The sequence below is a fragment of the Uliginosibacterium flavum genome (genome assembly GCF_040566545.1).
In the GTDB taxonomy this organism is placed as follows: Bacteria; Pseudomonadota; Gammaproteobacteria; order Burkholderiales; family Rhodocyclaceae; genus Uliginosibacterium; species Uliginosibacterium flavum.
In genome coordinates this window covers 51802-75976 of sequence record NZ_JBEWZI010000006.1, presented here as the reverse complement: position 1 = coordinate 75976, position 24175 = coordinate 51802, and the positions used below count along the sequence as shown (strand labels likewise).

The window sequence follows — 24175 nt, the reverse complement described above, 5'->3', positions numbered from 1 at the left end:
AAGAGCGCTCAGTCATGCTTAAGCGAATTAAACCGTGGAGCGCAGAGTTTGCGGCCGGCACAAGCAGAGCACCTGCTTTGTGAAGGCTCTGCAAGCCTGAGCCCGAACCAACACAGCTTCCAGGAAACACCATGACTACGCCCATCTCTGCGCCAGCCCCTGCTGTCGTTCCGGCCCCTTCGGGGCGCTACCGCTGGGTGATTTGTGCCCTGCTCTTCTTCGCGACAACGATCAACTACATGGATCGCCAGATCCTCGGTCTGCTGGCGCCAATGCTGCAGAAGGACATCGGTTGGAGCCAGATCGAATACAGCTGGATCATCAACGCCTTCCAGCTTTCGTATGCGATTGGTTTGCTTGGCTTTGGCTGGGTGATCGACAAACTGGGCACCCGGATCAGCTACGCATGGGCGATGTTTTTCTGGAGCCTGTCGGCGATGCTGCACGCGGCCGTCGCCTCGATAGGTGGTTTTGCGGCGGCACGTGCGCTGCTGGGCCTGAGCGAGGCGGGAAATTTTCCGGCGGCCATCAAGGCGGTGGCCGAGTGGTTCCCGAAGCGGGAGCGCGCGTTTGCAACGGGGATTTTCAATTCCGGCGCGAACATCGGCGCGGTGATCGCCCCGGCGGTAATCCCGTGGGTCGCGCTGCAGTTTGGCTGGCGTGGCGCCTTCATCATCATCGGGGTGCTGGGCATGTTGTGGCTGCCCGCCTGGTTGCTCCTGTTTGGCAAGCCGGAAAAGATGAAGGCCGTTCGCCCGGATGAGCTGGCCTATATCCGCCAGGACACGGAAGCGGAAGAACCCGCCGAAAAGGTGCAATGGAAAAAGCTGCTGGGCTATCGCCAGACCTGGGCGTTTGCCATCGGCAAGTTCTGCACCGATCCGATCTGGTGGTTCTATCTGTTCTGGCTGCCGAAATGGCTCAACGAAACCCGGGGTATCGACATTGCCAATCTGGGCATGCCGCTGATCGTGATTTACCTGTTCGCCACGGTTGGCAGCGTATCGGGCGGCTGGATTTCCGGCGCCTTCATGAAACGTGGCATGACGCCCAACCGGGCACGCAAGATGGCCATGTTCATCTGCGCCTGTTGCGTGGTGCCGATCGGCTTCGTCTCGATGGTGGAGAACCTGTGGGTCGCAGTCGCCCTGGTTGGTCTGGCGGCAGCCGCGCATCAGGGCTGGTCGGCCAATATCTTCACGACGGTTTCCGACATGTTCCCCAAGCATGCCGTGGGCTCGGTTGTGGGCATCGGTGGCATGTTCGGCTCGGTCGGTGGCGTGCTGTTCTCGACCGTCATCGGCGTGGTGCTGGAGCGGACCGGCAACTACTGGGCGCTCTTCGTGATTGGCGCCTGCGCCTATCTGGTGGCCTTCGCGATTTTCAGCGCGCTTGTACCGGGCATGAAAAAGGTCGAAATCTGACGAGACATCAGGTGCGGCGCAATCCGCCGAGCCTGATCATCCGCGCAACTGCCATGAGCGCAGCATGCAGGTTCTTGTGATCAGCCGGCGACTGCCGACCAAGAGCGAAGAAAATGGCGGGCCGCCCTTGCGGCGGCCCTGTTGTCAGGCCTCGTTCTTGAGTGAGGCCATATCGATGACGAAGCGATACTTGACGTCGCTCTTGAGCATGCGCTCGTAGGCTGCGTTGATGTCGTGCATGCTGATCACCTCTACGTCAGAGACGATGCCGTGCTGGCCACAGAAGTCGAGCAATTCCTGCGTAGCCGGGATGCCGCCGATGAGCGAGCCCGCCACCGCCTTGCCGCCCAGCACCATGGGCACGGAGTTCAGTGCCGGCTCCAGCGGGCCGAGGTAGCCGACCAGTACCAGCGTGCCTTTGAACGCCAGGGTCGGGATGTAGGGATTCAGGTCGTGCGCGTAGGGCACGGTATCCACGATCAGGTCGAAGCTGCCGGCCACTGCCGCCATCTGGCGCTCATCCGTCGAGAGCACGACCTTATGCGCGCCGAGGCGCCTGGCATCGGCTTCCTTGCCTGCCGAGCGGGTGAAGAGCGTTACTTCCGCCCCCAATGCCTTCGCCAGCTTGATCGCCATGTGGCCAAGACCACCGAGACCGACCACCGCGACTTTGCTGCCGGGGCCGACCTTGGCATTCTTCAGTGGCGACCAGGTCGTGATGCCCGCGCACAGCAGCGGCGCGGCTGCGCTCAGGTCGAGGTTGTCGGGCACGCGCACGACGAAATCCTGTTTCACCACGATCTTCTCGGAATAGCCGCCGTGAGTCGGCGTGCCATCGATACGATCCACGCCGCCATAGGTGAAGGTGGCACCTTCGACGCAATGCTGCTCATGGCCTTGCTCGCAGGGCGCACAGTGGCCGCAGGCATCGACCATGCACCCCACCCCCACCGCGTCACCGATCTTGAAACGCGTCACCTTGGCGCCCACGCTCACGACACGGCCAATCATTTCGTGGCCGGGCACGATGGGATAGCTCGTCCAGCCCCAGTCGTTCCTGGCGGTGTGCAGGTCCGAGTGGCACACGCCGCAGTAGAAGATTTCGATTTCGACATCGTCCTGGCGGGTGCTGCGGCGTTGAATCGCATACGGCCCCAGCGGGCTGGTGGCGGATACGGCGGCGTAAGCGCGAACGTTTTCAGTCATGTTTTTTCCTTTCAGTTCATCAAATCATGCAGTGCGGCGCCATGCCTGCGGCGCTCGCCAAGGCAAACCATCAGTTGAGAGATTGCTTGTAGAAGCTGGTCAGCTTGTCAAAGGGAATCAGATTGACGCGGTCATACAGGTCGACGTGCCCGGCTCCCGGAACAACGAACAGCTCCTTCGGCTGGCCAGCAAGCTTGAAGGCCGCTTCGCTGAACTCGCGGGAATGCGCTTCGCTGCCCGTGATGAACAGCATGGGGCGCGGCGAGATCGTCTCGATGTCGTTGAAGGGGTAGAAGTTCATGAACTTCACGTTGCTGGTCAGCGTCGGGTGCGTGGTCAGCTGGCGTGACGAACCCTTGGGCGTGAACTCGCCGCGCGGGGTGCGGTAGAAATCGAAGAACTCGCGCTGGATTGGGTGGGTATTTTCGTTCAGTACATGGTCGGTTCCGCCCGTGTACTTGATCTCACCGCCGGTGAATTCCACGTACCGCTGTGCGGCCGCATCCGCGATGATCTGCTTGCGTTGCTCCAGCGTCAGCGAGTGATTCAGCGCATTGCGATTGGCCGCGCCCATGTCGTACATGCTGACGGTGGCCACAGCCTTGATGCGCGGATCGATCTTCGCTGCACTGATCACAAAGCTGCCGCTGCCGCAGATGCCCAGCGCAGCGATGCGCTCGCGGTCCACAAACGGGCGGGTGCCCAGGTAATCGACTGCCGCGCTGAACGATTCTGCGTAAATATCCGGCGCTACGGCGTTGCGCGGCTTGCCCTCGCTCTCGCCCCAGAATGCCTGGTCAATCGCCAGGGTGATGAAGCCCTGCTCCGCCAGCTTCTGCGCGTAGAGATTGGCGCTCTGCTCTTTGACAGCCCCCATCGGGTGCCCCACCACGATGGCCGGGTTTTTCGCCTTCTTGTCCATGCCCTTGGGGATGAACAGATTGCCGACGATCTTCATCTGATACTGATTCTTGAAGCTGACCTTCTGCACGCTCACCTTGTCGCTCTTGTAGAAGTTGTCTGCGCCCCTGGACAGGTCGGCAGCGTTGGCGGTGGCTGAGCAGATAGAACTGATCCAGACACCGAAAAGCACGAGAAGCTTTTTCATGGGATTTCCTTTCATTGAGGGTGGATCGAAGACGAGTCGCCCATGCGCATATCGCTGTGCTGATCAAGGGACTCATCAAGTGCCCTTGAGTCGGGCCATGTCTCGGAAACCATCTTTGCAGGGGAGCTGCTTCAGGCGGTAACGCATTACTGGCGATTTGTTGCCTGATCCTCTGCGGCGGGCGACTTTCTGGCAGCTGTGTCATATCAGCGCTTCACCACGCTGCATACCGAGACCGGCAGCATCCGGCAAGAGGTTTCACCGCCTCCCTGCATTCATCAAACAGGCAATGCATTCAAGGCCGTCTGCGTTAAAAAGAGTAGTAGCATGCCGAAGGTATGTATGACACAGCAGAAATCCAGATTGTTCTGCGGCAAGCCAGGGAAGCGGAAACATGCACGAAATCATCTGCCCGCATTGCGGGAAAGCCTTCAAGATCGACGAAGCCGGCTATGCGGACATCGTCAAGCAGGTGCGCGACAAGGAGTTCGACAAGCAGCTGCATGAGCGCCTTGAGCTTGCCGAGCAGGACAAGCGCAACGCCGTCGAACTGGCCCAGGCAAAAATCGCGGGCGAACTGCAGAAAGTCGCCACAGCCAAAGACACCGAGATTCAGGGGCTCAAGGCCCGACTCGATGCCGAAGAGGTCGCGCGCAAACTCGCCGTGAGCGAAGCGCTCGGCACCGTGCAGAAAGAGCGCGACGCGCTGTTGAACGAACTCGCGCAGGCCCGCCAAGAAAAAGAATCGACCGCCAGGCTGGCCGAGGCCAAGCGACTCGGCGAGTTGCAGAAGAGCGAAGCCACGAAAGACGCACAGATCCAGGACCTCAAGGCCCGGCTCGACGCCATTGCGCTCACGCAGAAAATCGCCATCACCGAAGCACTCGGCACCGTCGAGAAGGAACGCGACGAACTCAAGAGTGGCTTGGAGCGCGCAGCGCTTGAAAAGCAGCTCGCCGAGCAATCGCTCAAAGACAAGTACGAGACCCAGATCAAGGATCGCGACGACGCCATCGAACGCCTGCGCGACATGAAAGCGCGCCTGTCGACCAAGATGGTCGGCGAAACCCTCGAACAACACTGCGAAACCGAGTTCAACCGCATTCGCGCCACCGCCTTCCCCCGCGCCTACTTCGAGAAAGACAACGACGCACGCACCGGCAGCAAGGGCGACTATATCTTCCGCGATGCGGATGAGGCCGGCACCGAGATCGTCTCGATCATGTTCGAGATGAAAAACGAAAGCGACCTCACCGCAACAAAGAACCGCAACGAAGACTTCCTCAAAGAGCTCGACAAAGACCGCAACGAAAAAGGCTGCGAATACGCCGTGCTCGTCTCACTGCTCGAACCCGACAGCGAGCTCTACAACACCGGCATCGTCGACCTCTTCTACCGCTACCCGAAGATGTACGTCGTGCGCCCGCAGTTCTTCATCCCCATCATCACCCTGCTGCGCAACGCCGCGATGAACGCGCTCAAGTACAAAACCGAGCTCGCGCTGGTTCGCGCGCAGAACATCGACATCACCAACTTCGAGAACGAGCTGGAAACCTTCAAGACCGGCTTTGCGCGGAACTTCGACCTTGCCTCGCGCCGCTTCCAGACCGCCATCGACGAGATCGACAAATCCATCGACCACCTGCAGAAAACCAAGGAAGCTCTGCTGGGCACCGACCGCAATCTGCGCCTCGCCAATGACAAGGCGCAGGACGTGACGATCAAGCGGCTGACGCGCGGGAATCCGACGATGGCGGGGAAGTTTGGGGAGGTGAAGACGGGGGATGGTTCCGGTGAGGGGTGAAGCAGGGCCGTAGGGTGCAATAACCGAAGGGCATTGCACCGGATTTCGCGCCGCCAATCTCGCCCGATGCCGGACGACCTTCGTGCCAGACACTCCGGCGGCACTTTCTTCTTCATGATGGATTTACTGCAACGGCAAGGCATGGATTGGGGGGCTTCGAAGAAAATGCCCGCCATCCGGCCCGATATGTGCCTGCACATTGCGCAATGGGTTTCGGTGCAATGCCCTTCGGTTATTGCACCCTACGTGGTGGCGGCCCGGCGGCACTTTCTTCTTCATGCTGGGTTTGCTGCAACGGCAAGGCATGGATTGGGGGGCTTCGAAGAAGACGCCCGCCATCCGGCCCGATGTGTGCCTACCCATTGCGCAATGGGTTTCGGTGCAATGCCCTTCGGTTATTGCACCCTACGTGTCGCGGTTGCGCGTGGCCTCCGAGGGCATTGCACCGGATGTTTCGCGCCGCCAATCTCGCCCGATGCCGAACGATCTTCATGTCTGGCACCCCGGCGGCACTTTCTTCTTCATGGTGAATTTGCTGCAACGGCAAGGCATGGATTGGGGGCTTCGAAGAAAACGCCCGCCATCCGGCCCGATGTGTGCCCACACATTGCGCAATGGGTTTCGGTGCAATGCCCTTCGGTTATTGCACCCTACGTGGCGGCACCCGGCGGCACTTTCTTCTTCACGGTGAGTTTTCTGCAAAGGCAAGGGATGGATTGGGTGCTGGCTTCGAAGAAGACGCCCGCCATCCCGCCCGATGTGTGCCGACACATTGCGCAATGGGTTTCGGTGCAATGCCCTTCGGTTATTGCACCCTACGTGGTGGCACCCCGGCGGCACTTTCTTCTTCATGGTGGATTTGCTGCAACGGCAAAACATGGATTGGGGTGGTTGCTTTGAAGAAAACGCCCGCCATCCGGCCCGATGAGTGCCCACACATTGCGCAATGTGGTTCGCAATGCCCTTCGGCTATTGCACCCTACGCGTTGCGGTTGCGCATGGCCACCAAGGCCATTGCACCGGATGTTTCGCGGTGGCAATCTCGCCCAATGCCAAACTATCTGCGTGCCTGGTGCCCCGGCGGCACTTTCTTCTTCACGGTGAATTTGCTGCAACGGCAAGGCAATGATTTGCTCATACGCCACATTGACGTGCTGCGGCGCGTGGTGATGGATGTGAAGCGCCGTCATCCTTTTGTGATTCATGCATGGGTGATGCTGCCCGAGCATTTGCATTGCGTGATCGAGCTTCCGCCAGATGATGCGGATTTCGCTTTGCGCTGGCGCTTGATCAAGATGGATTTCTCGAAGGCCATGCCGCTCACCGAGCGCCGGAACGCGTCTCGCCAGAAGCGCTGCGAGCGGGGCGTCTGGCAACGCCGGTATTGGGAACACCGGATTCGTGATGACGCGGACTTTCGCGCGCACATGGATTACGTGCACATCAACCCGGTGAAACATGGCTGGGTGAGCCATGTGGCGGATTGGCCGTATTCCACGTTTCACCGGCTGGCGAAGGCCGGTGTATATCCGGCCGATTGAGCCGGTGGTGTCGAAGAAGACACCCGCCATCCGGCAGAGTGAGTGCTCACATATCGGGCAATGAGCTTCGGGGTCGGTGCAATGGGGCTGTAGTGCAGTGGTCTGGCGTGAAATCATTCTGTAACGCGAGCCCCCTAGAATCCGAGCGCTTTGTTTAACCAATCTTTCTTGCAGGAGTTTTAAATGCGTTCATTTTTCGCCATCGCCTCTGTTGTTCTTTTGTCTGCCTGTGCTAGCCAGGCTCCTGCTCCCGTATCTGCCCCGGCGCCTGCTCCTGCCCCCGCTAAAGTCGAAGCCGCGCCTGCTGCCAAGGCTGTTCCGCAGTGCTGGAATGGCGATGCTGGCGCATTTCAGAATGCCGGCACCAAGGCGACGGTCTCCGGCATTGCCGTCGAGTGCAAGCCGACCAGCGATGGCAAGTCTGCTCAGTGGATGGGCGTGAACGCCAAGCACTAAGCGCCTCGCGCAAGGTGTTTGCAGTTTGACCAAGCGCCGCGATTGCGGCGCTTCTTTTTATGGGCGCCCGATTCGTCACCCTGCGCTGCGCATGAAGGGCTTGATTTTCGATATGCCTGCAGCGCCTTATTGGGCGGGCTTCTTCGGTGTGTATGCCTGCAGAGGCTTTGTGGCCGGACTTCTTCGGATTGCGTGCCTGTAGATCAAGGCTGTGCGCGGCTCTTCAGTCAGGCTTTGTTTGAGGCCTGTGCCGGCGTGGGAGAAGTGATTTTCGATGCCGCTCGAATGAAAACGCCCGTCGGTGTGAGCTGAGGTTTGGGCGCTGGCGCCGCTCGGCACAAGGCCGACGAGACTTTCAGCGTGCGGCGGTTAGCGGCGCGGGTGCGGATCAACGATCAGGCAGGGATCTGCCGGTTGGCGCGGCTGGTGCTGAGCGGGCGCTTGAGCAGGCTTTCGATATCGCGTTTGGGCGGCGCGCCAAACAGGCGACCGTACTCCCGGCTGAACTGGGAGGGGCTCTCGTAGCCGACCTGAAAGGCGGCGCTTGCCGCATCCAGATGCTCGTTCAGCATCAGGCGCTTCGCTTCGTTCAGGCGCAGCCATTTCTGGTACTGCAAGGGGCTCATCGCGGTGAGCTGACGAAAGTGGTGATGCAGGCTTGAGGTGCTCATCTGGATGCGGCCAGCGAGCTCTTCGATACGCAGTGGCTGGGCGTAATTGATTTTCAGCCAGTCGATGGCCTTGGAGATCCGCTGGCTCTGGCTGCCCGCCGAGACGATCTGCCACAGGCGTGCAGCCTGATCGCTCATCAGCAGGCGATAGTGAATTTCCCGCTGGATCAGCGGCGCCAGCACCGGGATGGGGGCGGGGTCGTCTAGCAGGTCGAGCAGGCGCTTGAAGGCTTCCAGCAGAGGGATGGTGATCTCGCCGAGTGCCATGCCCCTGTCGACTGCGCGCTCTCCGGGCGGAGTCAGCCCGCCTTGCGCGATCAGGTCTGCAATGACGCGCAGATCGAGCTTGAGCACCAGCCCCACGCAGGGTTTTTCGGGGCTGGCTTCGATGACCTGCGAACTGGCCGGCAGATCCAGCGAGGTGATCAGGAAACGATCCGGGTCATAGGGATAGGCCTCGTCGCCGACCAGCATCTGCTTTGTGCCCTGGGCAACGAGGACCACGCTGGGCTCGACCAGGCAGGCGCAAGGCTGGGTAATCGCCTCCCGCCGGAAGAACAAGAGGGCCGGGATCGACGTGCTGCAATCCTCATCCCCGACCGTCCGGCTGGCGATGGCGCGCGCCAGAGCAGCATGAAGTTCGTTCTTCTGTGCCTTGATGTGCTGCTCCGGGTTGCCTGCCAATGCCATGTTGCCTCCTTGTGCTCGTATTACTGAATGTAAACCGGGCACAGAGACTTGTCCTGTAAATGTCTGTGCATTTGCAGGATCAGGCAAGAAATCCGGAGGAATGCTCTCCTGTTACATCGAGGCTGAACGGAAAGGCTCAGCTTGACTTGATGGGCACTCGCGTTTGACCAGATTTCACAATATTGCGGACGGGTTTGATCAGCCCAGCTTCACCTGATTGACCATCGGCTCGCCCTGCTCGAAGGCGCTGGCATTGCCGAGCGTCGTCTCGGCAATGGATTGCAGGGCTTCACGCGTCAGGAAGCCCTGGTGCGAGGTGATCAGCACATTCGGAAAGCTCAGCAGGCGCGCCAGGGTGTCGTCCTGCAGGGGGCGATCCGACAGATCGTGGAAGAACACGCCCTCCTCCATCTCATACACATCCAGCCCGACACCACCGACCTGCCCGCTCTTGAGCGCCGCAATCAGCGCCACGGCGTCGATCAAACCGCCCCGGCTGGTGTTGATGAGGGTGACGCCTTTGCGCATGCTCGCCAGCGCGGCGGCATTGATGATGTGATGGCTTTGCTCCGTTAGCGGCAGGTGCAGGGAGATCACGTCGGCCTCGCGCAAGATGCGTTCGACACTGACGTATTCGAAGCCGATCTCGGCGGCCACCGCGGCGTTTTCATAAGGATCGTAGGCCAGCACCTTGCAACCGAAACCGCGCGCGATGCGCATGGTGCACTGGCCGATGCGCCCTGCCCCCAGCGCAGCAAAGGTCTTGCCGTGCAGGGTGAAGCCTTCCAGACCGTCCAGCGAGAAATTCTGTTCGCGCACGCGGTTGAAGGCGCGATGGGTCTTGCGCACCAGGGTCAGCAGCAAGGCAAAGGTGTGCTCGGCTACGGCCTCGGGCGAATACGCCGGCACGCGAGCAATGCAGATGCCCAGACGCTCGGCGGCGGCGATGTCGATGCCGTTGAAACCGGCCGCGCGCAGGACAACCAGTTTCACGCCCATCTGCGCCAGGCCCTGCAATACGGCTTCGTTCAGATGACAATTGACGAAGGGGCACACGGCATCAAAGCCCCGCGCCAGTTCGACGGTTTTTTCGTGCAGGCGCTCTTCGAAAAACTCCAGGGTGTGGCCTGCAGCGAGGTTGGCGGCGGTGAGCGCCTGTTCGTCGTACGGATGGGTGTCGAAAACGGCGATGCGCATGCGGGAACTCCTGATGGATATTTTGAGAGGCAAGCTGCAGAGCCGCTTGTGTATTGGCTCTTCAGCATGCATGCCTGAAGAGGATTGCTGGGCGCGGGTCTTCAGGCTGCTGCCCGCAGGAGCTAGCGCAGCTGACGATTGCTCGCACGCGGACCATCAGCTGCGCTAGTGCGGCGATTCGAGAACTCAAGAACCGCTCCTTCTCCGTCATTCCGGGCTTGACCCGGAATCCAGTCACCCTCTCCGCCTGTCTTCTGGATTCCGGGTCAAGCCCGGAATGACGGGTTTTGACGTGGTTTCATCAATTCAGAAACACTCCACCTGCTCACGGAATGTCTCAACGCAGTGAATCTCAAACCTGATCCGCCCGCATCCAGAGCACCACCTCGACCGCATGCTCACGATGATCGTCGACCAGAGGAACCGCCTTGTCCGCCAGTTCGAGGCCATCCAGCTTCACGCACATTCCCGCAGCGTCGCCTGCGGTTTGCGTGACGCTGATCTGATAGACAGTCTCCCGATAGCGATACGTCATCTTGAAGGAAGGCCAGTGCGCGGGCAGACACGGCGTCAGCAGCAGGCTGTTACCCACCCGGTTCAGACCCAGCAGGGATTCCATCATGAGGCGATAAGTCCAGCCGGCCGAGCCGGTGTACCAGCTCCAGCCACCGCGCCCGGTGTGCGGCGCCATCGCATAGACGTCGGCGGCAACGACATAAGGTTCGACTTTGTAGATCGCCACGCCTTCCGCCGTCAGGGTGTGGTTGACCGGGTTGATCATGGCCAGCAATTCCCAGGCGCGTTCGTGTTCGCCCAGCTTGGCAAACGCCATCGCGGCCCAGACGGCAGCATGCGTGTATTGGCCGCCGTTCTCGCGCACGCCGGGCACGTAGCCACGGATGTAGCCGGGATCGAGACTGGATTTGTCGAAGGGCGGATCGAGCAACTGGATCAGCTTTTCATCGTGACGCACCAGATGCTCGTAGACCGATTGCATGGCCTGGCAGGAACGCGACAGATTGCTCTCGCCGTGGCCACGCGCCTCGCCGACGCCGGAGAGCACCGACCAGCTTTGCGAGACCGAATCGATGCGGCATTCCGCATTGCTCGCCGTGCCGAGCGGCGTGCCGTCGTCGAACCAGGCGCGGCGATACCATTCGCCATCCCAGGCGTTCTGTTCGATGTTCTGGCGCAGCTGTGTTTCCTCGGCCATGCAACGATCGCCAAAACCTGAGTCGCCACAGCGCAGTGCCAGAACCGAAAACTGCTTGAGCACTTCACACAGGAAGAAGGCGAGCCAGACGCTTTCGCCCTTGCCCTCAATCCCGACCCGGTTCATACCGTCGTTCCAGTCACCGGAGCCCATCAGTGGCAAGCCGTGTTCGCCGAACTTCAAGGCATGCTCGATGGCGCGTACGCAGTGATGGTAGAGATTCGCGGCGTCGACCGAACGGCCCGGCAGGTCGTAATAGGATTCGTCGCCGGGGCTGACCAGACGGCCTTCGAGGAAGTGAATCGGTTCATCCAGCACGCCGGTATCGCCGGTGCTCTGCACATAGCGGCACACCGCCAGTGGCAGCCACAGATAGTCATCCGAGCAATGCGTGCGCACGCCCCGCCCTGAAGGCGGATGCCACCAGTGCTGGACATCGCCCTCCTGGAACTGACGGCTGGCGCACAGCAGCAGATGCTCGCGCATCAATTCGGGCTTGGTGTGAACCAGCGCCATCGTGTCCTGCAACTGGTCGCGGAAACCGTAGGCACCACCGGACTGGTAATAGCCGCTGCGTGCCCACATGCGGCAGGCCAGGGTTTGATACACCAGCCAGCCATTGGCCAATACGTTGACCGATGCATCCGGGGTTTCCACCTGCACCGCGCCCAGAGTGCGCCGCCAATAGGCGTGCACCGCATCGAGTGCGCTACGCGCGGCCAGCGAGCCACGGAAACGCTGGACCAGCTTGCCAGCCTCGTCCGCATTGCGCCCGACGCCCAGGCGGAAGACGATTTCGCGCTCCTGCCCGTCAGCCAGATCGAAACTGGTCTGGATCGCGGCGCAGGGATCCATGCCCGCGCCGACCTTGCCGGACAGGCGCTGGCGACTCAGTGCGGCCGGACTGCGCAGGGAGCCATTGCGACCGATGAATTCGCTGCGGTCGCCGGTGAGGTTGCGTGCCGGATCATCCACGTCGAAGAATGCGACCCGCTCGGCAAACGCCGTGTTGTAGGGATTGCGCGCATACAGGGCGCCGCTTGGATTGACGATTTCGGTGCTGACATGCATGGCCGATTTAGGTGTCAGATCACCCAGGACCCATTCGACATAGCCTGTGGCGGACAGCCTGCGTGGCCGACCCGATTCGTTACGCACCTTGAGCACCGAGAACTTGACCGCGGCGTTCAGATCCACATACACCCACAGTTCGGTGCTGATGCCATCCACATGAGTTTCGAACACGCTGTAGCCGAAGCCGTGGCGAATGACATAAGTCGTCGTCGCGCGAACCGGCAGCGGTGTCGGTGACCAGACGTTGCCCGTATCTTCATCACGCAGATACAGCGCTTCGCCACTGGCATCGCTGACCGGATCGTTGTGCCAGGGCGTGAGCCGGAATTCGTGAGCGTTTTCACTCCAGGTGTAGGCCGCGCCATTTTCCGAAATGACCGTACCGAAATTCGCATTCGCCAGCACATTGACCCAGGGCGCGGGCGTGACCTGACCGGGGGCCAGGGTGATGACGTATTCGCGCCCGTCCGGGGCAAAGCCACCCAGGCCATTGAAGAGGATCAGATCGCGTCGCGCCGGTATCGACGAAGAGTTCGGTTCGGAGCGGTGAGCAATCTTGGGCAGGCTGGTGGGGGCAAAGCGCGGAGCCCGGGTTTCGCGGGGGCCACGATGCTCGAACTGCTCGGCCAGGCTGCCGCGGCCATCCGTGATGACGGCACGCGCGACGGATTGGAACAGGATACGGTCCTCGCCGGACATCTGCTCGCCAGAGCGCACGAAGATGCCACCCGGCCGATCAACCTGGCTGGCACCGACCCCTGAAGCAATTAAGCTCATGATCTGTTCCTGCAGCTGCTGACGGTAACCCGCGCGATCTTCGTTCCAGATCACCAGATCCACCGCCAGGCCCTTCAGGCGCCAGTAGGCTTGAGCCTGGATGAGCTGACGCACGAGATCGATATTGTCGGCATCGCCAATCTGCAGCAGCACAATCGGCAGATCCCCGGAAATGGTGTAACCCCACAGTCCGGACTGCCCACGCCGGTTCCTGATCAGCAGAGGTGCCTCGGCGCGCAAGCCGGGGTTTGCGTAGATGACCGAACTGGCCAGACGCGCGTGCAACTGCGCATCGGCTTCGCTGGCATTGAGTTGGCGCAGCACCACCTGGCTGTGTGTCCAGGCCAGATCGAAGACGCGATCGGCGAGGTGCCGATCCTGATACTTGTCGACCAGGCCCATGGCCAGTTCGCGCGTATCGGCCACGCCCGTCACCATATCTAGGGTGACGGACTGCTCTGCTTCGAGCGTGAACGAGACGCGGATGGCAACGACAGGATCCAGCACCGAACCTTCGGTATTGGAAAGTGGCGCCATCTCGCTCATGGCCAGCGGCTCTGCAGCACTGCGGGTGCGGCCGATAAAGCGCATGCGATCCGTTTCGTATGACTCCTCACGGATGTCCGTGCCATGTACCGCGATCTGATGAAACATCCACGGCGCTTGCTGGCCCACCGAGGCTGGCCGACGCGTGCACAGGATTGCGCGCCGCTCGCGCAGGATCTCGGTCTGGACAAACAGGTTGCTGAAGGCCGGATGCAGCGCATCTGCGGCGGCCGGGGCAATCACCACCTCGGCGTAGCTGGTGATTTCCACTACCCTGCGCTGGCGCGAACGATTGGTGATGCGCACCCGGCGCAGCTCGATGTCATCTTCGGGCGAGACGACAATTTCGGTATGTGTCTCGAAATTTCCCAGATCGGCACCCAGACCACCGCCGACGGAATCGCGCCGACGGAATTCCGCGCGACCCTCCGAAAAGATCGCCTCATAGTGTTCCGGGCGCTTGAGCGTGGGCTGATAGGTCGACGACCAGAAGGCCTTGCTGGCGACATCGCGGATATAGCAGAAAGAGCCCCAGTTATCGCGTGTCGTATCTTCACGCCAGCGCGTAACCGCCAGATCCTTCCAGCGGCTGTAACCTCCGCCGGCATTGGTAAGCATGACGTGGTAACGCCCGTTCGACAGCAACTGCACTTCGGGGATCGGCGTGCTGGCGCTGTTGAACACACGGATCGGCGTCTCGACGGTTTCCGCACTCGCCGCAGTATCAAAACGCTGGGCCGTATGCGAAAACAGCGCGGTCGTTTTAGGGACCTTCTCCTGCAGCAAGAGCATGACGGATTGAAACTGCGGTTCCGACTCGAAACGTCGCTGCATTGGCCGATCCAGCAGCAGATAAGCCAGCGCCAGCAAGCTCATGCCCTGATGGTGGGCCATGAATGAACGCACCACGGCGCTGGACTGACCGCGCCGCTGACGCGAGGCGGTGTAATCAATGGCTTCGAAGAAACCATATTTGCCCACCAGACCATCCGCCGCCAGACGCTGCAGATTCACGCAGGCCTGCTCTGGCGCCACCATCAGCGCCAGCGCCGATGCATACGGTGCGATCACCAGATCTTCAGCCAGCCCGCGCTTGAGCCCCAGGCCCGGCACTCCGAAGGCGTGGTATTGATAATTGAGTTCCAGATCGACCGTGTTGTAACCCGACTCGGAAACGCCCCAAGGCACCCCGCGTTGCTTGCCGTATTCGATCTGACGCGTCACCGCTGCTGCGCAGGTCTGATCGAGCAAGGTATTGTCATAGGTCGGCATGACCAGCAGCGGCATCAGATACTCGAACATCGAGCCGCTCCACGACAGCAAGGCCGGCTCGCCGCCTGTGGCGGCAAGCAAGCGCCCCAGCGCAAACCAGCTCTCCTGTGGCAATTGCCCTGTGGCAATGCCCACGAAACAGCCCAGCCGCGCTTCGGATGCGAGCAGATCGTAGTAGCCCGCATCAAGCCGACGGTCACTGACGTTGTAGCCAATGCTGAGCAAGTGCTGTGTCTTGTCAAACAGGAAGTCATATTCCATGCGGGAATAATCACTGGCTTGCAAGGCCAGATCTTCGATGGCTTCGAGTCGCGCCTGAGCGCGGGAACTTCCCAGCGTCACGGCCTGATGCAATGCCAGCAGCCAGGCGTACTGCGCCGGCTGCATGTTATCGGCGTCGAAGTGGGCACTGATGTCCGGGCGCAAGGCTGGCTCCAGACTCACCAGTTCACGCAGCGTCGGGATTGTGGCTAATCGGGAATTCCCCAGGAGATACATTTCCAGCCCGCTCGGAGGGGGCGCAAGTGACACACAGGGGGCAAGGAAGTTCAGTTCATCCAGAGCTTCACGACATTGTTCCACCAGCGCCTGCGCCCAGAATGCGGCCTCTGTTTTTTTAGCTGATCTGGCTTGCGAAGCTTTCGCGTCGACTTCAAGCGGCGTGTTGTCCACGAGCGCAAGCTGGCTGGCGACGCGATCAAACAGCGCGATTGCATTGGCTGAGAGTCGTAGCAGTGTCGCGTGAGCAGCCATCAGCGTGCCTGGGCGAATCGCGGACGCCGACTCCAGTTCGTTCCGCAAGGCCGCCGCCTGCCCTGCGGCAATCCGGTCGGTCTCGTCGGCCATCTCCATGTAAATCCTGAACGTGTCGCCCAGACCATCAAACAGGCGTGCCGGCAATATCTGCTCGTCGCCCAGCGCGAGCAAACCCGGATTCAAGGTCAGCAAGTGACCGGCGAGATTTCCGCTATCCACGGTCGACACATACAGTGGTTGCATCGGCTGTAGCGTCTGTGTGTCGTACCAATTGTAAAAATGACCTCGGTATCGTTCCAGCTTGCCCATCGTCTGCAGCGTATTCGTCGTACGCTCGATGAGCTTGCCTGCGAGGATGTAGCCGAAATCATAAGCTGTCAGATTCGCCAGCAAAGCCATTCCGATGTTGGTCGGCGAGGTGCGGTGAGCAATCGCAGCAACGCGATACTCCTGGTAGTTATCGGGCGGTAAATAATTGTCTTCCGGGCTGACGAATTTGTCGAAGAAGGCCCAGGTTCGCCGTGAAATATTACGCAGAAAGATTGTCTGTTCCTTGCTCAGGCTTGCCTGACTGCGAACGAGCGGGCGACTGATCCACCACACGATGAGCGGTGACGCGAACCACAGCAGCAGGATCGGCATGGCCACGATCAGCGCTGCCGGATTCGAAACGGCCAGATAGACTGCACCGAGCGATGCAATGACTGGCCCCACCCACATCGAGCGGATAGCGGTGGATAGCTCACTCCCCTCGCGTGTCGAGGCCGCACGCTCGGTTTCGCTGGAAGGATTCCATTCAAGCAAGCGCTTGTGCGTCACGCCCATTCGCCACAGGGTGCGCAAAATGGCATCCAGACTGAAACAGGCTTCGTAAGGCAGGCAGGCCAGTTCGAATGCCGTTTGTATGAAGCCGCGCGAAGCCGAATCGGCGATGACTGAAACGTGTTGCCGCAAGGGCACGTCCGCGGGTTTGCGCAGCAGATCAAGCGTCAATGCGCACAGTGGGATCAGCATGACGCCCAGCAGCATGAGCGTCCACAGCCATGCCGGCGAGAACAGCGTCCACCCCAGAATCAATACCAGCATCAGTGCTGCCGGCAGCAGGCTGCGCCGCAGGTTGTCGATCAGCTTCCACTGCGACAAACCGGATAATGGGTTCTTTTGCGGAGCCAGGCGCTGTGCGCTCACAGCCTTGGCGTCCGCCTGTTTTTCTGCATGCTTGCCCAGACAATGATCAGGCACGCGACGCAGTAACCATGCAGCCAGCTGCCAGTCGCCGCGGATCCAGCGATGACGACGACTCACATCAGCGGCATAGCGTGCCGGGTAATCTTCATACAGCTGCACATCGCTGAGCAGCCCTGCCCGCGCGTAACAACCTTCCAGAAGATCGTGACTGAGGATCCGGTTTTCGGGGAAACGCCCGCCCAGCGCTTGTTCGAAGGCATCAACGTCGTAGATCCCTTTGCCGATGAAGGAGCCTTCGCGAAACACATCCTGATAGACATCCGACACTGCACGCGTGTAAGGATCGATCCCGGGCTCGCCGCCATAGAGGCGTGCATAGCGTGAGCGGTTGGTTCCCGGCAGGCTGATCGCCACTCGTGGTTGCAGGATGCCGTAACCCTCGGTAACGCGTTGCTTGCTCTCGTCGTAACAAGGGCGATTCAGCGGGTGTGCCATGGTGCCGACAAATTGCCGTGCGGCGTCACGCGGCAACAGCGTATCGGTATCCAGGGTAATGACATACTTCACGCTGGACAGTGCCGTGGTATCACCGACCACAATCGAGAACTGATCCGTGGCAGCTCCCCACGTCTCGCCACGCAATAGCGCGTTCAGTGCAGCCAGCTTGCCGCGTTTGCGCTCGTAACCCATCCAGATTCCGGCCTGAGGGTTCCAGCGGCGTGGGCGATGAAAGAGGAAGAAAATGTCATTGGGGGTTTGTCCGCCGTCACTGCTGTACTTCTCGTTCAGATCAGCAATCCGGGCTTGTGCCAGCAGCAACAGCGCCTCGTCTTCCGGCAATGTCTCTTCGTGAGCGTCGAGAAAATCCGTCAGCAACGCGAAATGCAGACGTTCATCCCGATTCGCCAGAAAGCGGACCTCCAGTGCCTCGACCAGATTCTCGATGCTCTGCGCGCCCGTCAGCATGGTCGGTACAACGACCAGTGTACGTGATTGAGACGGGATGCCTTCCGAATAATCCATCCGGGGCAAGGCATGTGGCTTGACCACCTGCGTAGCCACCCAGTTAACCAGGGCTGATGCCAGACGGCTCGCCACCAGCAAGGCCGGAATAGCAAACAGCCCCAAGACCAGACGAGAAGTTACGGCCGTCTGCGCCAGGAACACCATGGCGCCGGCGAAAATCAGCGTGAGCAGCGCAATGGCACCCAGATACAGGTACTCGGGATGCTGCTTCACGTTGCTCCATAAGCTGTAAAGGCCGGAGTGACGGATTTGCGCAACACGCTCCAGCGCGGGCAGACCTTTGCCGATCAGATAGAAACCAACGTGTCGCGCACGTTCTCCGCTTACGGTAGCTTTATCCGCACCGGCACGCGCCAGCTCGACAACCTGACGAGCCAGCTCACCTTCGCTCAGCGGACTCTTTTTGGCCAAGGCCTCGTTTGCATGGCGATACTGATCACGCGTCGCAAAATCCATCTGCCCATAAATGCCAACCGGGTCTTCACGCAGAGTCTGCTCGACCACGCTCAAGGTTTCGACAAACTCGCGCCAATCCATGGCACCCAGCACCCGCAGACTGCCGATGCTGTTGCTGATCGAAACCTGATTTGCGGCTTGCTGCTGATTTTCCAGCTGCACCAGCTGCTCGATGGTCAGCGTAGATTCCGACAGGGTTTGCTCGACCCAGGTCAGCGGCAAAGCCAGTGCCGGGCCACGCCCCTGCAGGCGACGCGCCAGCTCGGCAACAAAGGCCCCTCCCATCGGAGGATTGGAGCGCGCCATGTCAGCAATGATCAGGATCAGGCTTTTCGGATCGCGCTCCGCGATCTCCGTCATCTGGTCTGCCCACGACCCCGCCAGATTGCGTTCATTCCACCCCACCGCCACCCGCACGCCAACGCGCCGCAGATTTTCGATGATCGCCAGGCGCAGCATGATGGGAATCGCCCACAGCTCGCCCAGCTTCAGTGGCGTGACGTTCTGGTACGCAGCGACAAAACGCGTCAGCACTTCGGCATCAACGCGTCCATCGCCGTGCGAAACAATTTCAAGCGCAATGTCGTAAACGCGCGGACGGCCGGCGGACGAACCCGATTTCAGGCGAGGCAAACCCCGGCTATAGCCTTTGGGCAGGTGAATCCGGGTCGCGCGGATCTGTTCTTCGATGAGGTAAAAATTGTCGAGCAGCCAACCACCAGCTGGGGTTATCCGGCGCTTTTCCGTGACGGCCGAGGTCAGCAGATCACATACCTCGATCAGGGCGGCTTCGTTTTCAGCCAGACGCGCCAGCAGCTGATCCGGCGCACGATCCAGCGTTATCCTGTGGGCGCTTGCAAGTGACTTGCCATGCAACTCCATCTGATCAGCACTGAACAACTCGGCACGCAAAGGCGCCTCTTCGTCAGACGAGATTTGTGGCCAGTCGCCAATTCTGGATTCACCAAGTGCGGGCGTGATCCAAGCGAGCAAGTGCTCAATGAATTTTTTGGCTGCGGCCAATTCAGGACTCCCTTTCCGGGAAATAGAAGCTCAACGACGCACGGTGCGTACGAGTGCAGACCCGCAACAATGCGTGGTCCAGAAGTTGAGAGATTCTGATGAAGCGGCGTACAGCGCGTAGGCGGGGCGATTGCGAGTGAAAGACGGGACAACTCGCGAATATTTCATGGATGCTGCCGGGGCAATATACGGCATAAGGCCGTTAAACATCGAGACTGCTGAAAAACACAAAGCCTTGCAGCAGTCTCGCAAACACCAATTACTTGATACGCATGTCGTTCTTGACGGCTTTGACACCCTTGACGGCGCGAGTAACTTCGACAGCCTTGTTCGCTGCGGTTGTCGAACTTACAAAACCACTCAGCTGAACGGTGCCCTTGAAGGTTTCAACATTGATTTCAGAACTCTTCAAGGTAGATTCCTGAACGATAGCGGTCTTGACCTTGGTGGTGATGAAGCTGTCGTCAAAGTACTCGCCAGTGCTCTCTTGCTTTGTGGTTGAGGCGCAGCCGATGACAGATGTCAGCGTCACGGCCAGGAAAAGTGCGGATAGATACTTGCTGAATTTAGTCATGATTGATATCTCCTGATGTTAATGAAGAAGGACTTCGTGATCTCGGAATCTTTGAAAAAGCTTGCGAGGCCGCGTTATCCAGAACCGCCAAAATGGCGCTACGCCGACGGTGTAGCGATGGAATTGCAAAGAAGTCAGAGATGATCCGGACTGCTTCGCAAATAGTTATTCGTCCTGATGAGCGTTCTCTACCGGGGAATGGCGTGATACAGCAGCAATAAGGACACTGCACCCATGATCGCGACCAGCACGCCATGAAGACTCAAGTTGCCAACACCCGCCATCACAAAATTACTGAACAGACCGCCACCAATAACCGCCCCCAGAACGCCAAGTACAACGTCCATCACAAGCCCTGATCCGGTTCCGTTGAATAGTTTGCTGACAACGAATCCAGCAATAAGTCCAAGTACGATCCAGGCAAGTAGCGGCATCATTGAATCCAGTCTGTGAAGCATCCGGTTATCTTCATTGCATTTGACAGGCACAGAATCCGGTTGAAAATTTGTGCCCGTCACGTCAAGGCATAGCTTGATCACTGGAAGAGTTTCTGTCGGTGCGTTAGCGAACACATAGCTTCAGGCTCAAGCTGCAGAGTCGTTGCGCGCTGATGTTCGATGCGTCTTATCGATCACGATTGCGGTCACGCCCGTGGCCCCGATCATTCTCCGAACGACCGCGCTCTTCCCCGCGCCGATCATCCCGCCGCTCGCCATGCCGCTCGCGGTAACGGGGGGCGTACTCGCGGTCGTACCAGCTGTTCTGCACGAAATAGACCCGCTCGCCACAGGCGTTGTATTGGCGACAGTGCCTGCCCCAGTTCTTTTCGTGGCCCGGACGCACGCGCAGGTAAATCGGCGGGCGGCCAGTGGGCACGCGCTGGATCACTCGCGGGCTGCTGTAGACCAGTTGGGGTGGTGGATAGTCGCCAAGTTCGATACGTCCATAAAAGCCAGGCTGACCCAGGCTGATGGATACGCCAACGTCGGCCGCCTGGATCGACACTGCGGAAACGGCGAGCGCTGCGCCAATAAGAATTCGTTTCATATTGAGTCTCCTGCTGTTCTGATTTATCAAGACTCTTTGTTGCCACGCGCAGCACCGTGCAGCACATGGCATGAGCGGATCAGCTGCAACAATCCTTGCTGGAATCCTTGTGGTTTTTTTCAAAGCGCTTGATTTGAGTCTCGGCTTCATCCCTCGAGATGCCATAGGCCTCCTGAAGCTTGCCGGACAATTCGATCCGCTTTCCCGCAATTTCATCAAGCTTGTCGTCAGTGAGCTTGCCCCACTGCGTTTTTACTTTGCCCTTGAATTGCTTCCAGTCACCTTCGACGATATCCCAGTTCATATCAAAACTCCTTTTACGCAGGATCCGGCTGGAATCGTTGCCAGCCGGGTATCCTGAATTTCTGCAGACCCGTCGCGAACCAGCATGCCGGACGCAAGGGGCTCGTCAGTCAATCAACGACGGCTCAGAATGAGGCCAATCACCAGTCCGGCAACGACCGCAGCCCCAAGGGATTTACCCGGATTGGCGCTGACATAATCGCCAGCGTGTTGAGCTTTTTGCATGGCGACGCCACGCGCGCTTTCAAGCTTGACTCGTGCTTCGCTCAGTTTCCCCTCGACTTTCGTACGAATGGCGGCGAACTCTTCGGCAGTGGAGTTGCCCACTTCCTTGAGCAGATCGTCGGCATCGGCCAGCACGCCTTTAAGATCCGTTACGAGTTTTTCCTTCTTGCCATCAATCAGGCTATGGTCAAAATTTCCATCAATTGCTGTGTTCATACTGCCTCCAGGTAAAAACGAAAAAAAGGGAACCATTGCGGCACGGGTTTGTGCTTTTTCGCCCCTGAAATCACCGCGACCGTCAGAGCGGTCAGCAATGCAAAAAACAAGATCCTGACCTGCCATCAACCACAGGCTCAAGTTCCTCCAGGCCCAAAGGAGCAACGCGACAATCACAACAGCAATCAGAAATGCGAATGGCGTCATCGTGGTACTCCTGGCCTTCTTCTCATGAAAGCCGAAATTATCGAGCGGAGAAAAAAGGGTTCGCAGGATCGCCACCAAGAATGGTGGAGCCCGCATTTGCGACATTCATGACTGAAATATCGCCTCCCTCTGATACGCATCCTGTTCTCCGCGACCAAACCGGTCTGTGCGTCAGCGCACACGCAGCTGAGCCCAGATACATATCCAGAGGCTCTCCGCAGAGAAAAATGTGCGCTAGCGCACAGACGAAAACTTAAGGTCAAGGCACATTAGAGGCAGGGGCGTGGCAGGCTTATTTGCCGTGCGCATAGCCGCCGCGACACCTCTGAAAATCTCTGATCAGCATGCAGATGTTGTTTGCGTCCGCTGTTCAGCACACCATCTTTTTAGGAGAACAAAATGACATTAGGCACAATTCTGCTGGTGCTTCTCGTATTAATGCTGCTCGGTGCGATTCCGAGCTGGCCGCACAGCCGCTCATGGGGTTACGGCCCCAGCGGCATTCTTGGTACCGTGCTGCTGGTAATCGTCGTGTTGATGCTACTCGGCCGGATTTGATCTACAGGTGCTGCTTGTCTGTGCGCAGACAAGCAGCACCATCCGAGCCCCAGGCGCGCCTGGCTCATCAAGTGAGTCAGGCGCGCCTTTTTTTGCAACCCATCCGTTGCCTGTACAGCCGCGCGGCGCCTTGCTCTTCACGATGCCGCGCTGAAGAAGCCCGCCTGTAGGTAGTACAGATCACTTAAGGATCAACAACCTCTCCGACGTCGCTCCCGCGAAGGCTGGAATCCAGCGACTTCGCGAACGTCGCTGGGGGAAAGGCACTGCCTTTCCGCCTGCGCGGGAACGACGGTGTTGGGCGTGTGGCAGGCGGCTCCGGACGAGGGTTGATAAGCAGAATTGAAAAAAGGGAAACGCCGGATTTCCCTTTTTTTTGAGGACTACTGAGCATCGAGCTGCATCGGCCCGCACTCCAGCTTACTTGTCCGGCGTCACGGCATCCTTGACCTTGCCACCGGCTTTCTCCAGCGCATCACCCGTCTTGTCGGCGGCCCTTTCGATCTTGTTGCCTGCGGCATCGAACTGTTGCCCGACCTTCTCGCTTGTATTGTCAATTTCCTTGCCGGCGCGTTCTGCCGGACCTTCTGTTTTCTGGCAGGCGGCAAGCGCCAGCAACAAAGCACTTGCCACGACTACGGTACTGACTGTTTTTCCGAATTTCATGATTGACGTCCTCTTCAGTAATACACACGTCCGAAAGCAAGAGTGATCGATTCGAAGACTCTTGCTGCGGGATCAAGGTGATGTGCGAACGCCCTTTCAGGGCGCTCGTTCATTCCTGGGTTCAGGACTTGCCGAAGCGGGCCTTGGCCTGATTCAGGCAAGTGTCCTTGGCAACACCGGCTTGTGCATCGCACTTTTCCTTTGCAACGGCGTACTCAGCGTCCGTCTTGTCGGCAGCGGCTTCCTTACGGGCATCTGCCTTCTTTTCGCTGGCCTTGCTTTTAGCCGCACTGGTCTTCTCATTGGCCGTAGCGTTTGCAGCATTGGTCTTCTCATTGGCCGTCATGTTTGCATCTGTCGTCTTCATCTGCGCGGTCGCATCGGCCTTAGCGGTTGTTTCGACAGCCTTGGCTTCTTTCACGCACACATCCTTGGCGTTCCCTGCCTGATCATCGCAACGTTCCTTGGCGACGGCATAGTCAGCCTCAGCCTGAGCGATACGGACTTCGTAACGGGTCTTCACGCTGGGCGTGTAGGAGACTTGAAGTTCAGCCAGAGCAACCTTGTTCTTGCCATCAGCCTGCGCGATGCAGATGTCCTTGGCGTTGCTGGATAAGGATGCACAGCCGGCCTTGGCAGACTTGTGCTCGACGGAGATCTTGTCCTTGCCGGCTTTGTAGTCATTGTTCGAAATGTTCTGAGCCATCGCACCAGTACTGAAAACGGCGGCCACTGCCAGAGTAATCATCGTGATATTGAGCGTATTCATCTCTATTCCTTTATTGATTGATTTGGGAGTGATGCATCGGGAATGAATCCCGGGCATGCACCGATCCTTGCTGGAGTTGCACTTGAAAATATGCAAACCGGCGAGTCCGGATGAGCGGAGATTAGGCAAGCTTCCTTCGTCGGTCTGTCTGTTTGCGCACATAAAGCGCAAGGCAATTCGCG

Annotated in this window: 18 protein-coding genes; 6 read left to right on the top strand and 12 right to left on the bottom strand. The window is 59.2% G+C overall.

Going from position 1 to position 24175, the window contains the following annotated elements:
* Window positions 1-131: 131 nt before the first annotated feature.
* Complete coding sequence (locus ABXR19_RS07190; RefSeq protein WP_354600432.1) at window positions 132-1424, top strand: MFS transporter; 1293 nt, start codon at window positions 132-134, stop codon at window positions 1422-1424.
* 144 nt (window positions 1425-1568) lie between these two features.
* On the opposite strand, the gene ABXR19_RS07185 is transcribed toward ABXR19_RS07190, so the two are convergent.
* Both ABXR19_RS07185 and ABXR19_RS07180 read right to left on the bottom strand, forming a co-directional pair.
* The gene (locus ABXR19_RS07185; RefSeq protein WP_354600431.1) at window positions 1569-2630 is read right to left on the bottom strand and encodes an NAD(P)-dependent alcohol dehydrogenase; all 1062 of its coding nucleotides are present in this window, start codon (window positions 2628-2630) and stop codon (window positions 1569-1571) included.
* Between the two features lie 70 nt (window positions 2631-2700).
* Window positions 2701-3738: an alpha/beta hydrolase gene (locus ABXR19_RS07180; protein WP_354600430.1), complete on the bottom strand. Its 1038-nt coding sequence runs from the start codon at window positions 3736-3738 to the stop codon at window positions 2701-2703.
* Window positions 3739-4132: 394 nt separating this feature from the next.
* Here ABXR19_RS07180 and ABXR19_RS07175 point away from each other — a divergent pair, with 394 nt between their 5' ends.
* From ABXR19_RS07175 to ABXR19_RS07160, 4 genes are all read left to right on the top strand, one after another.
* The gene (locus ABXR19_RS07175) at window positions 4133-5542 is read left to right on the top strand and encodes a DUF2130 domain-containing protein (protein WP_354600429.1); all 1410 of its coding nucleotides are present in this window, start codon (window positions 4133-4135) and stop codon (window positions 5540-5542) included.
* Window positions 5543-5608: 66 nt separating this feature from the next.
* Window positions 5609-6442 carry a hypothetical protein gene (locus ABXR19_RS07170; RefSeq protein ID WP_354600428.1) on the top strand — a complete coding sequence of 278 codons (834 nt, stop codon included), beginning with the start codon at window positions 5609-5611 and terminating at the stop codon, window positions 6440-6442.
* 98 nt (window positions 6443-6540) lie between these two features.
* On the top strand, window positions 6541-7083 hold the full coding sequence (locus tag ABXR19_RS07165; protein WP_354600427.1) for an REP-associated tyrosine transposase: 543 nt from the start codon (window positions 6541-6543) through the stop codon (window positions 7081-7083).
* A gap of 183 nt (window positions 7084-7266) precedes the next feature.
* The gene (locus tag ABXR19_RS07160; protein WP_354600426.1) at window positions 7267-7539 is read left to right on the top strand and encodes a hypothetical protein; all 273 of its coding nucleotides are present in this window, start codon (window positions 7267-7269) and stop codon (window positions 7537-7539) included.
* A gap of 395 nt (window positions 7540-7934) precedes the next feature.
* On the opposite strand, the gene ABXR19_RS07155 is transcribed toward ABXR19_RS07160, so the two are convergent.
* The 8 genes from ABXR19_RS07155 to ABXR19_RS07120 all read right to left on the bottom strand — a co-directional run bounded on the left by ABXR19_RS07155 (window position 7935) and on the right by ABXR19_RS07120 (window position 22000).
* Window positions 7935-8900 carry an AraC family transcriptional regulator gene (locus ABXR19_RS07155; RefSeq protein ID WP_354600425.1) on the bottom strand — a complete coding sequence of 322 codons (966 nt, stop codon included), beginning with the start codon at window positions 8898-8900 and terminating at the stop codon, window positions 7935-7937.
* Window positions 8901-9098: 198 nt separating this feature from the next.
* Entirely contained in the window at window positions 9099-10097 is a 999-nt protein-coding gene (locus tag ABXR19_RS07150; RefSeq protein WP_354600424.1) for a 2-hydroxyacid dehydrogenase, read from the bottom strand.
* Between the two features lie 352 nt (window positions 10098-10449).
* On the bottom strand, window positions 10450-19428 hold the full coding sequence (locus ABXR19_RS07145) for a glycoside hydrolase family 94 protein (protein ID WP_354600423.1): 8979 nt from the start codon (window positions 19426-19428) through the stop codon (window positions 10450-10452).
* Between the two features lie 259 nt (window positions 19429-19687).
* Window positions 19688-20002 (bottom strand): BON domain-containing protein, encoded by a 315-nt coding sequence (locus ABXR19_RS07140; protein ID WP_354600422.1) that lies wholly within the window; start codon window positions 20000-20002, stop codon window positions 19688-19690.
* 188 nt (window positions 20003-20190) lie between these two features.
* Window positions 20191-20574 carry a GlsB/YeaQ/YmgE family stress response membrane protein gene (locus ABXR19_RS07135; protein WP_354600421.1) on the bottom strand — a complete coding sequence of 128 codons (384 nt, stop codon included), beginning with the start codon at window positions 20572-20574 and terminating at the stop codon, window positions 20191-20193.
* Window positions 20575-20626: 52 nt separating this feature from the next.
* Window positions 20627-21049 (bottom strand): hypothetical protein, encoded by a 423-nt coding sequence (locus ABXR19_RS07130; protein WP_354600420.1) that lies wholly within the window; start codon window positions 21047-21049, stop codon window positions 20627-20629.
* Between the two features lie 79 nt (window positions 21050-21128).
* Window positions 21129-21353, bottom strand: a complete 225-nt coding sequence (locus ABXR19_RS07125; RefSeq protein WP_354600419.1) for a CsbD family protein — start codon at window positions 21351-21353, stop codon at window positions 21129-21131.
* 113 nt (window positions 21354-21466) lie between these two features.
* Window positions 21467-22000 carry an ElaB/YgaM/YqjD family protein gene (locus tag ABXR19_RS07120; RefSeq protein ID WP_354600418.1) on the bottom strand — a complete coding sequence of 178 codons (534 nt, stop codon included), beginning with the start codon at window positions 21998-22000 and terminating at the stop codon, window positions 21467-21469.
* A 399-nt stretch (window positions 22001-22399) separates the two neighbouring features.
* Here ABXR19_RS07120 and ABXR19_RS07115 point away from each other — a divergent pair, with 399 nt between their 5' ends.
* Window positions 22400-22558, top strand: a complete 159-nt coding sequence (locus ABXR19_RS07115) for a DUF3309 family protein (RefSeq protein ID WP_354600417.1) — start codon at window positions 22400-22402, stop codon at window positions 22556-22558.
* Between the two features lie 420 nt (window positions 22559-22978).
* On the opposite strand, the gene ABXR19_RS07110 is transcribed toward ABXR19_RS07115, so the two are convergent.
* Together ABXR19_RS07110 and ABXR19_RS07105 are read right to left on the bottom strand one after the other, a co-directional pair.
* Window positions 22979-23224 carry a hypothetical protein gene (locus tag ABXR19_RS07110; RefSeq protein WP_354600416.1) on the bottom strand — a complete coding sequence of 82 codons (246 nt, stop codon included), beginning with the start codon at window positions 23222-23224 and terminating at the stop codon, window positions 22979-22981.
* Between the two features lie 121 nt (window positions 23225-23345).
* Entirely contained in the window at window positions 23346-23993 is a 648-nt protein-coding gene (locus ABXR19_RS07105; RefSeq protein ID WP_354600415.1) for a hypothetical protein, read from the bottom strand.
* Window positions 23994-24175 lie beyond the last annotated feature (182 nt).

What these genes read in the sequence shown, in the direction of transcription:
- ABXR19_RS07175 (WP_354600429.1), top strand. Translation starts at nt 4,133, where the DNA reads ATGCACGAAATCATCTGCCCGCATTGCGGGAAAGCCTTCAAGATCGAC.
- ABXR19_RS07110 (WP_354600416.1), bottom strand. Translation starts at nt 23,224, where the DNA reads ATGAAATTCGGAAAAACAGTCAGTACCGTAGTCGTGGCAAGTGCTTTG.
- ABXR19_RS07105 (WP_354600415.1), bottom strand. Translation starts at nt 23,993, where the DNA reads ATGAATACGCTCAATATCACGATGATTACTCTGGCAGTGGCCGCCGTT.
- ABXR19_RS07180 (WP_354600430.1), bottom strand. Translation starts at nt 3,738, where the DNA reads ATGAAAAAGCTTCTCGTGCTTTTCGGTGTCTGGATCAGTTCTATCTGC.
- ABXR19_RS07160 (WP_354600426.1), top strand. Translation starts at nt 7,267, where the DNA reads ATGCGTTCATTTTTCGCCATCGCCTCTGTTGTTCTTTTGTCTGCCTGT.
- ABXR19_RS07120 (WP_354600418.1), bottom strand. Translation starts at nt 22,000, where the DNA reads ATGACGCCATTCGCATTTCTGATTGCTGTTGTGATTGTCGCGTTGCTC.
- ABXR19_RS07125 (WP_354600419.1), bottom strand. Translation starts at nt 21,353, where the DNA reads ATGAACTGGGATATCGTCGAAGGTGACTGGAAGCAATTCAAGGGCAAA.
- ABXR19_RS07115 (WP_354600417.1), top strand. Translation starts at nt 22,400, where the DNA reads ATGACATTAGGCACAATTCTGCTGGTGCTTCTCGTATTAATGCTGCTC.
- ABXR19_RS07155 (WP_354600425.1), bottom strand. Translation starts at nt 8,900, where the DNA reads ATGGCATTGGCAGGCAACCCGGAGCAGCACATCAAGGCACAGAAGAAC.
- ABXR19_RS07165 (WP_354600427.1), top strand. Translation starts at nt 6,541, where the DNA reads ATGGCCACCAAGGCCATTGCACCGGATGTTTCGCGGTGGCAATCTCGC.
- ABXR19_RS07185 (WP_354600431.1), bottom strand. Translation starts at nt 2,630, where the DNA reads ATGACTGAAAACGTTCGCGCTTACGCCGCCGTATCCGCCACCAGCCCG.
- ABXR19_RS07130 (WP_354600420.1), bottom strand. Translation starts at nt 21,049, where the DNA reads ATGAAACGAATTCTTATTGGCGCAGCGCTCGCCGTTTCCGCAGTGTCG.
- ABXR19_RS07140 (WP_354600422.1), bottom strand. Translation starts at nt 20,002, where the DNA reads ATGACTAAATTCAGCAAGTATCTATCCGCACTTTTCCTGGCCGTGACG.
- ABXR19_RS07150 (WP_354600424.1), bottom strand. Translation starts at nt 10,097, where the DNA reads ATGCGCATCGCCGTTTTCGACACCCATCCGTACGACGAACAGGCGCTC.
- ABXR19_RS07190 (WP_354600432.1), top strand. Translation starts at nt 132, where the DNA reads ATGACTACGCCCATCTCTGCGCCAGCCCCTGCTGTCGTTCCGGCCCCT.
- ABXR19_RS07170 (WP_354600428.1), top strand. Translation starts at nt 5,609, where the DNA reads ATGCCGGACGACCTTCGTGCCAGACACTCCGGCGGCACTTTCTTCTTC.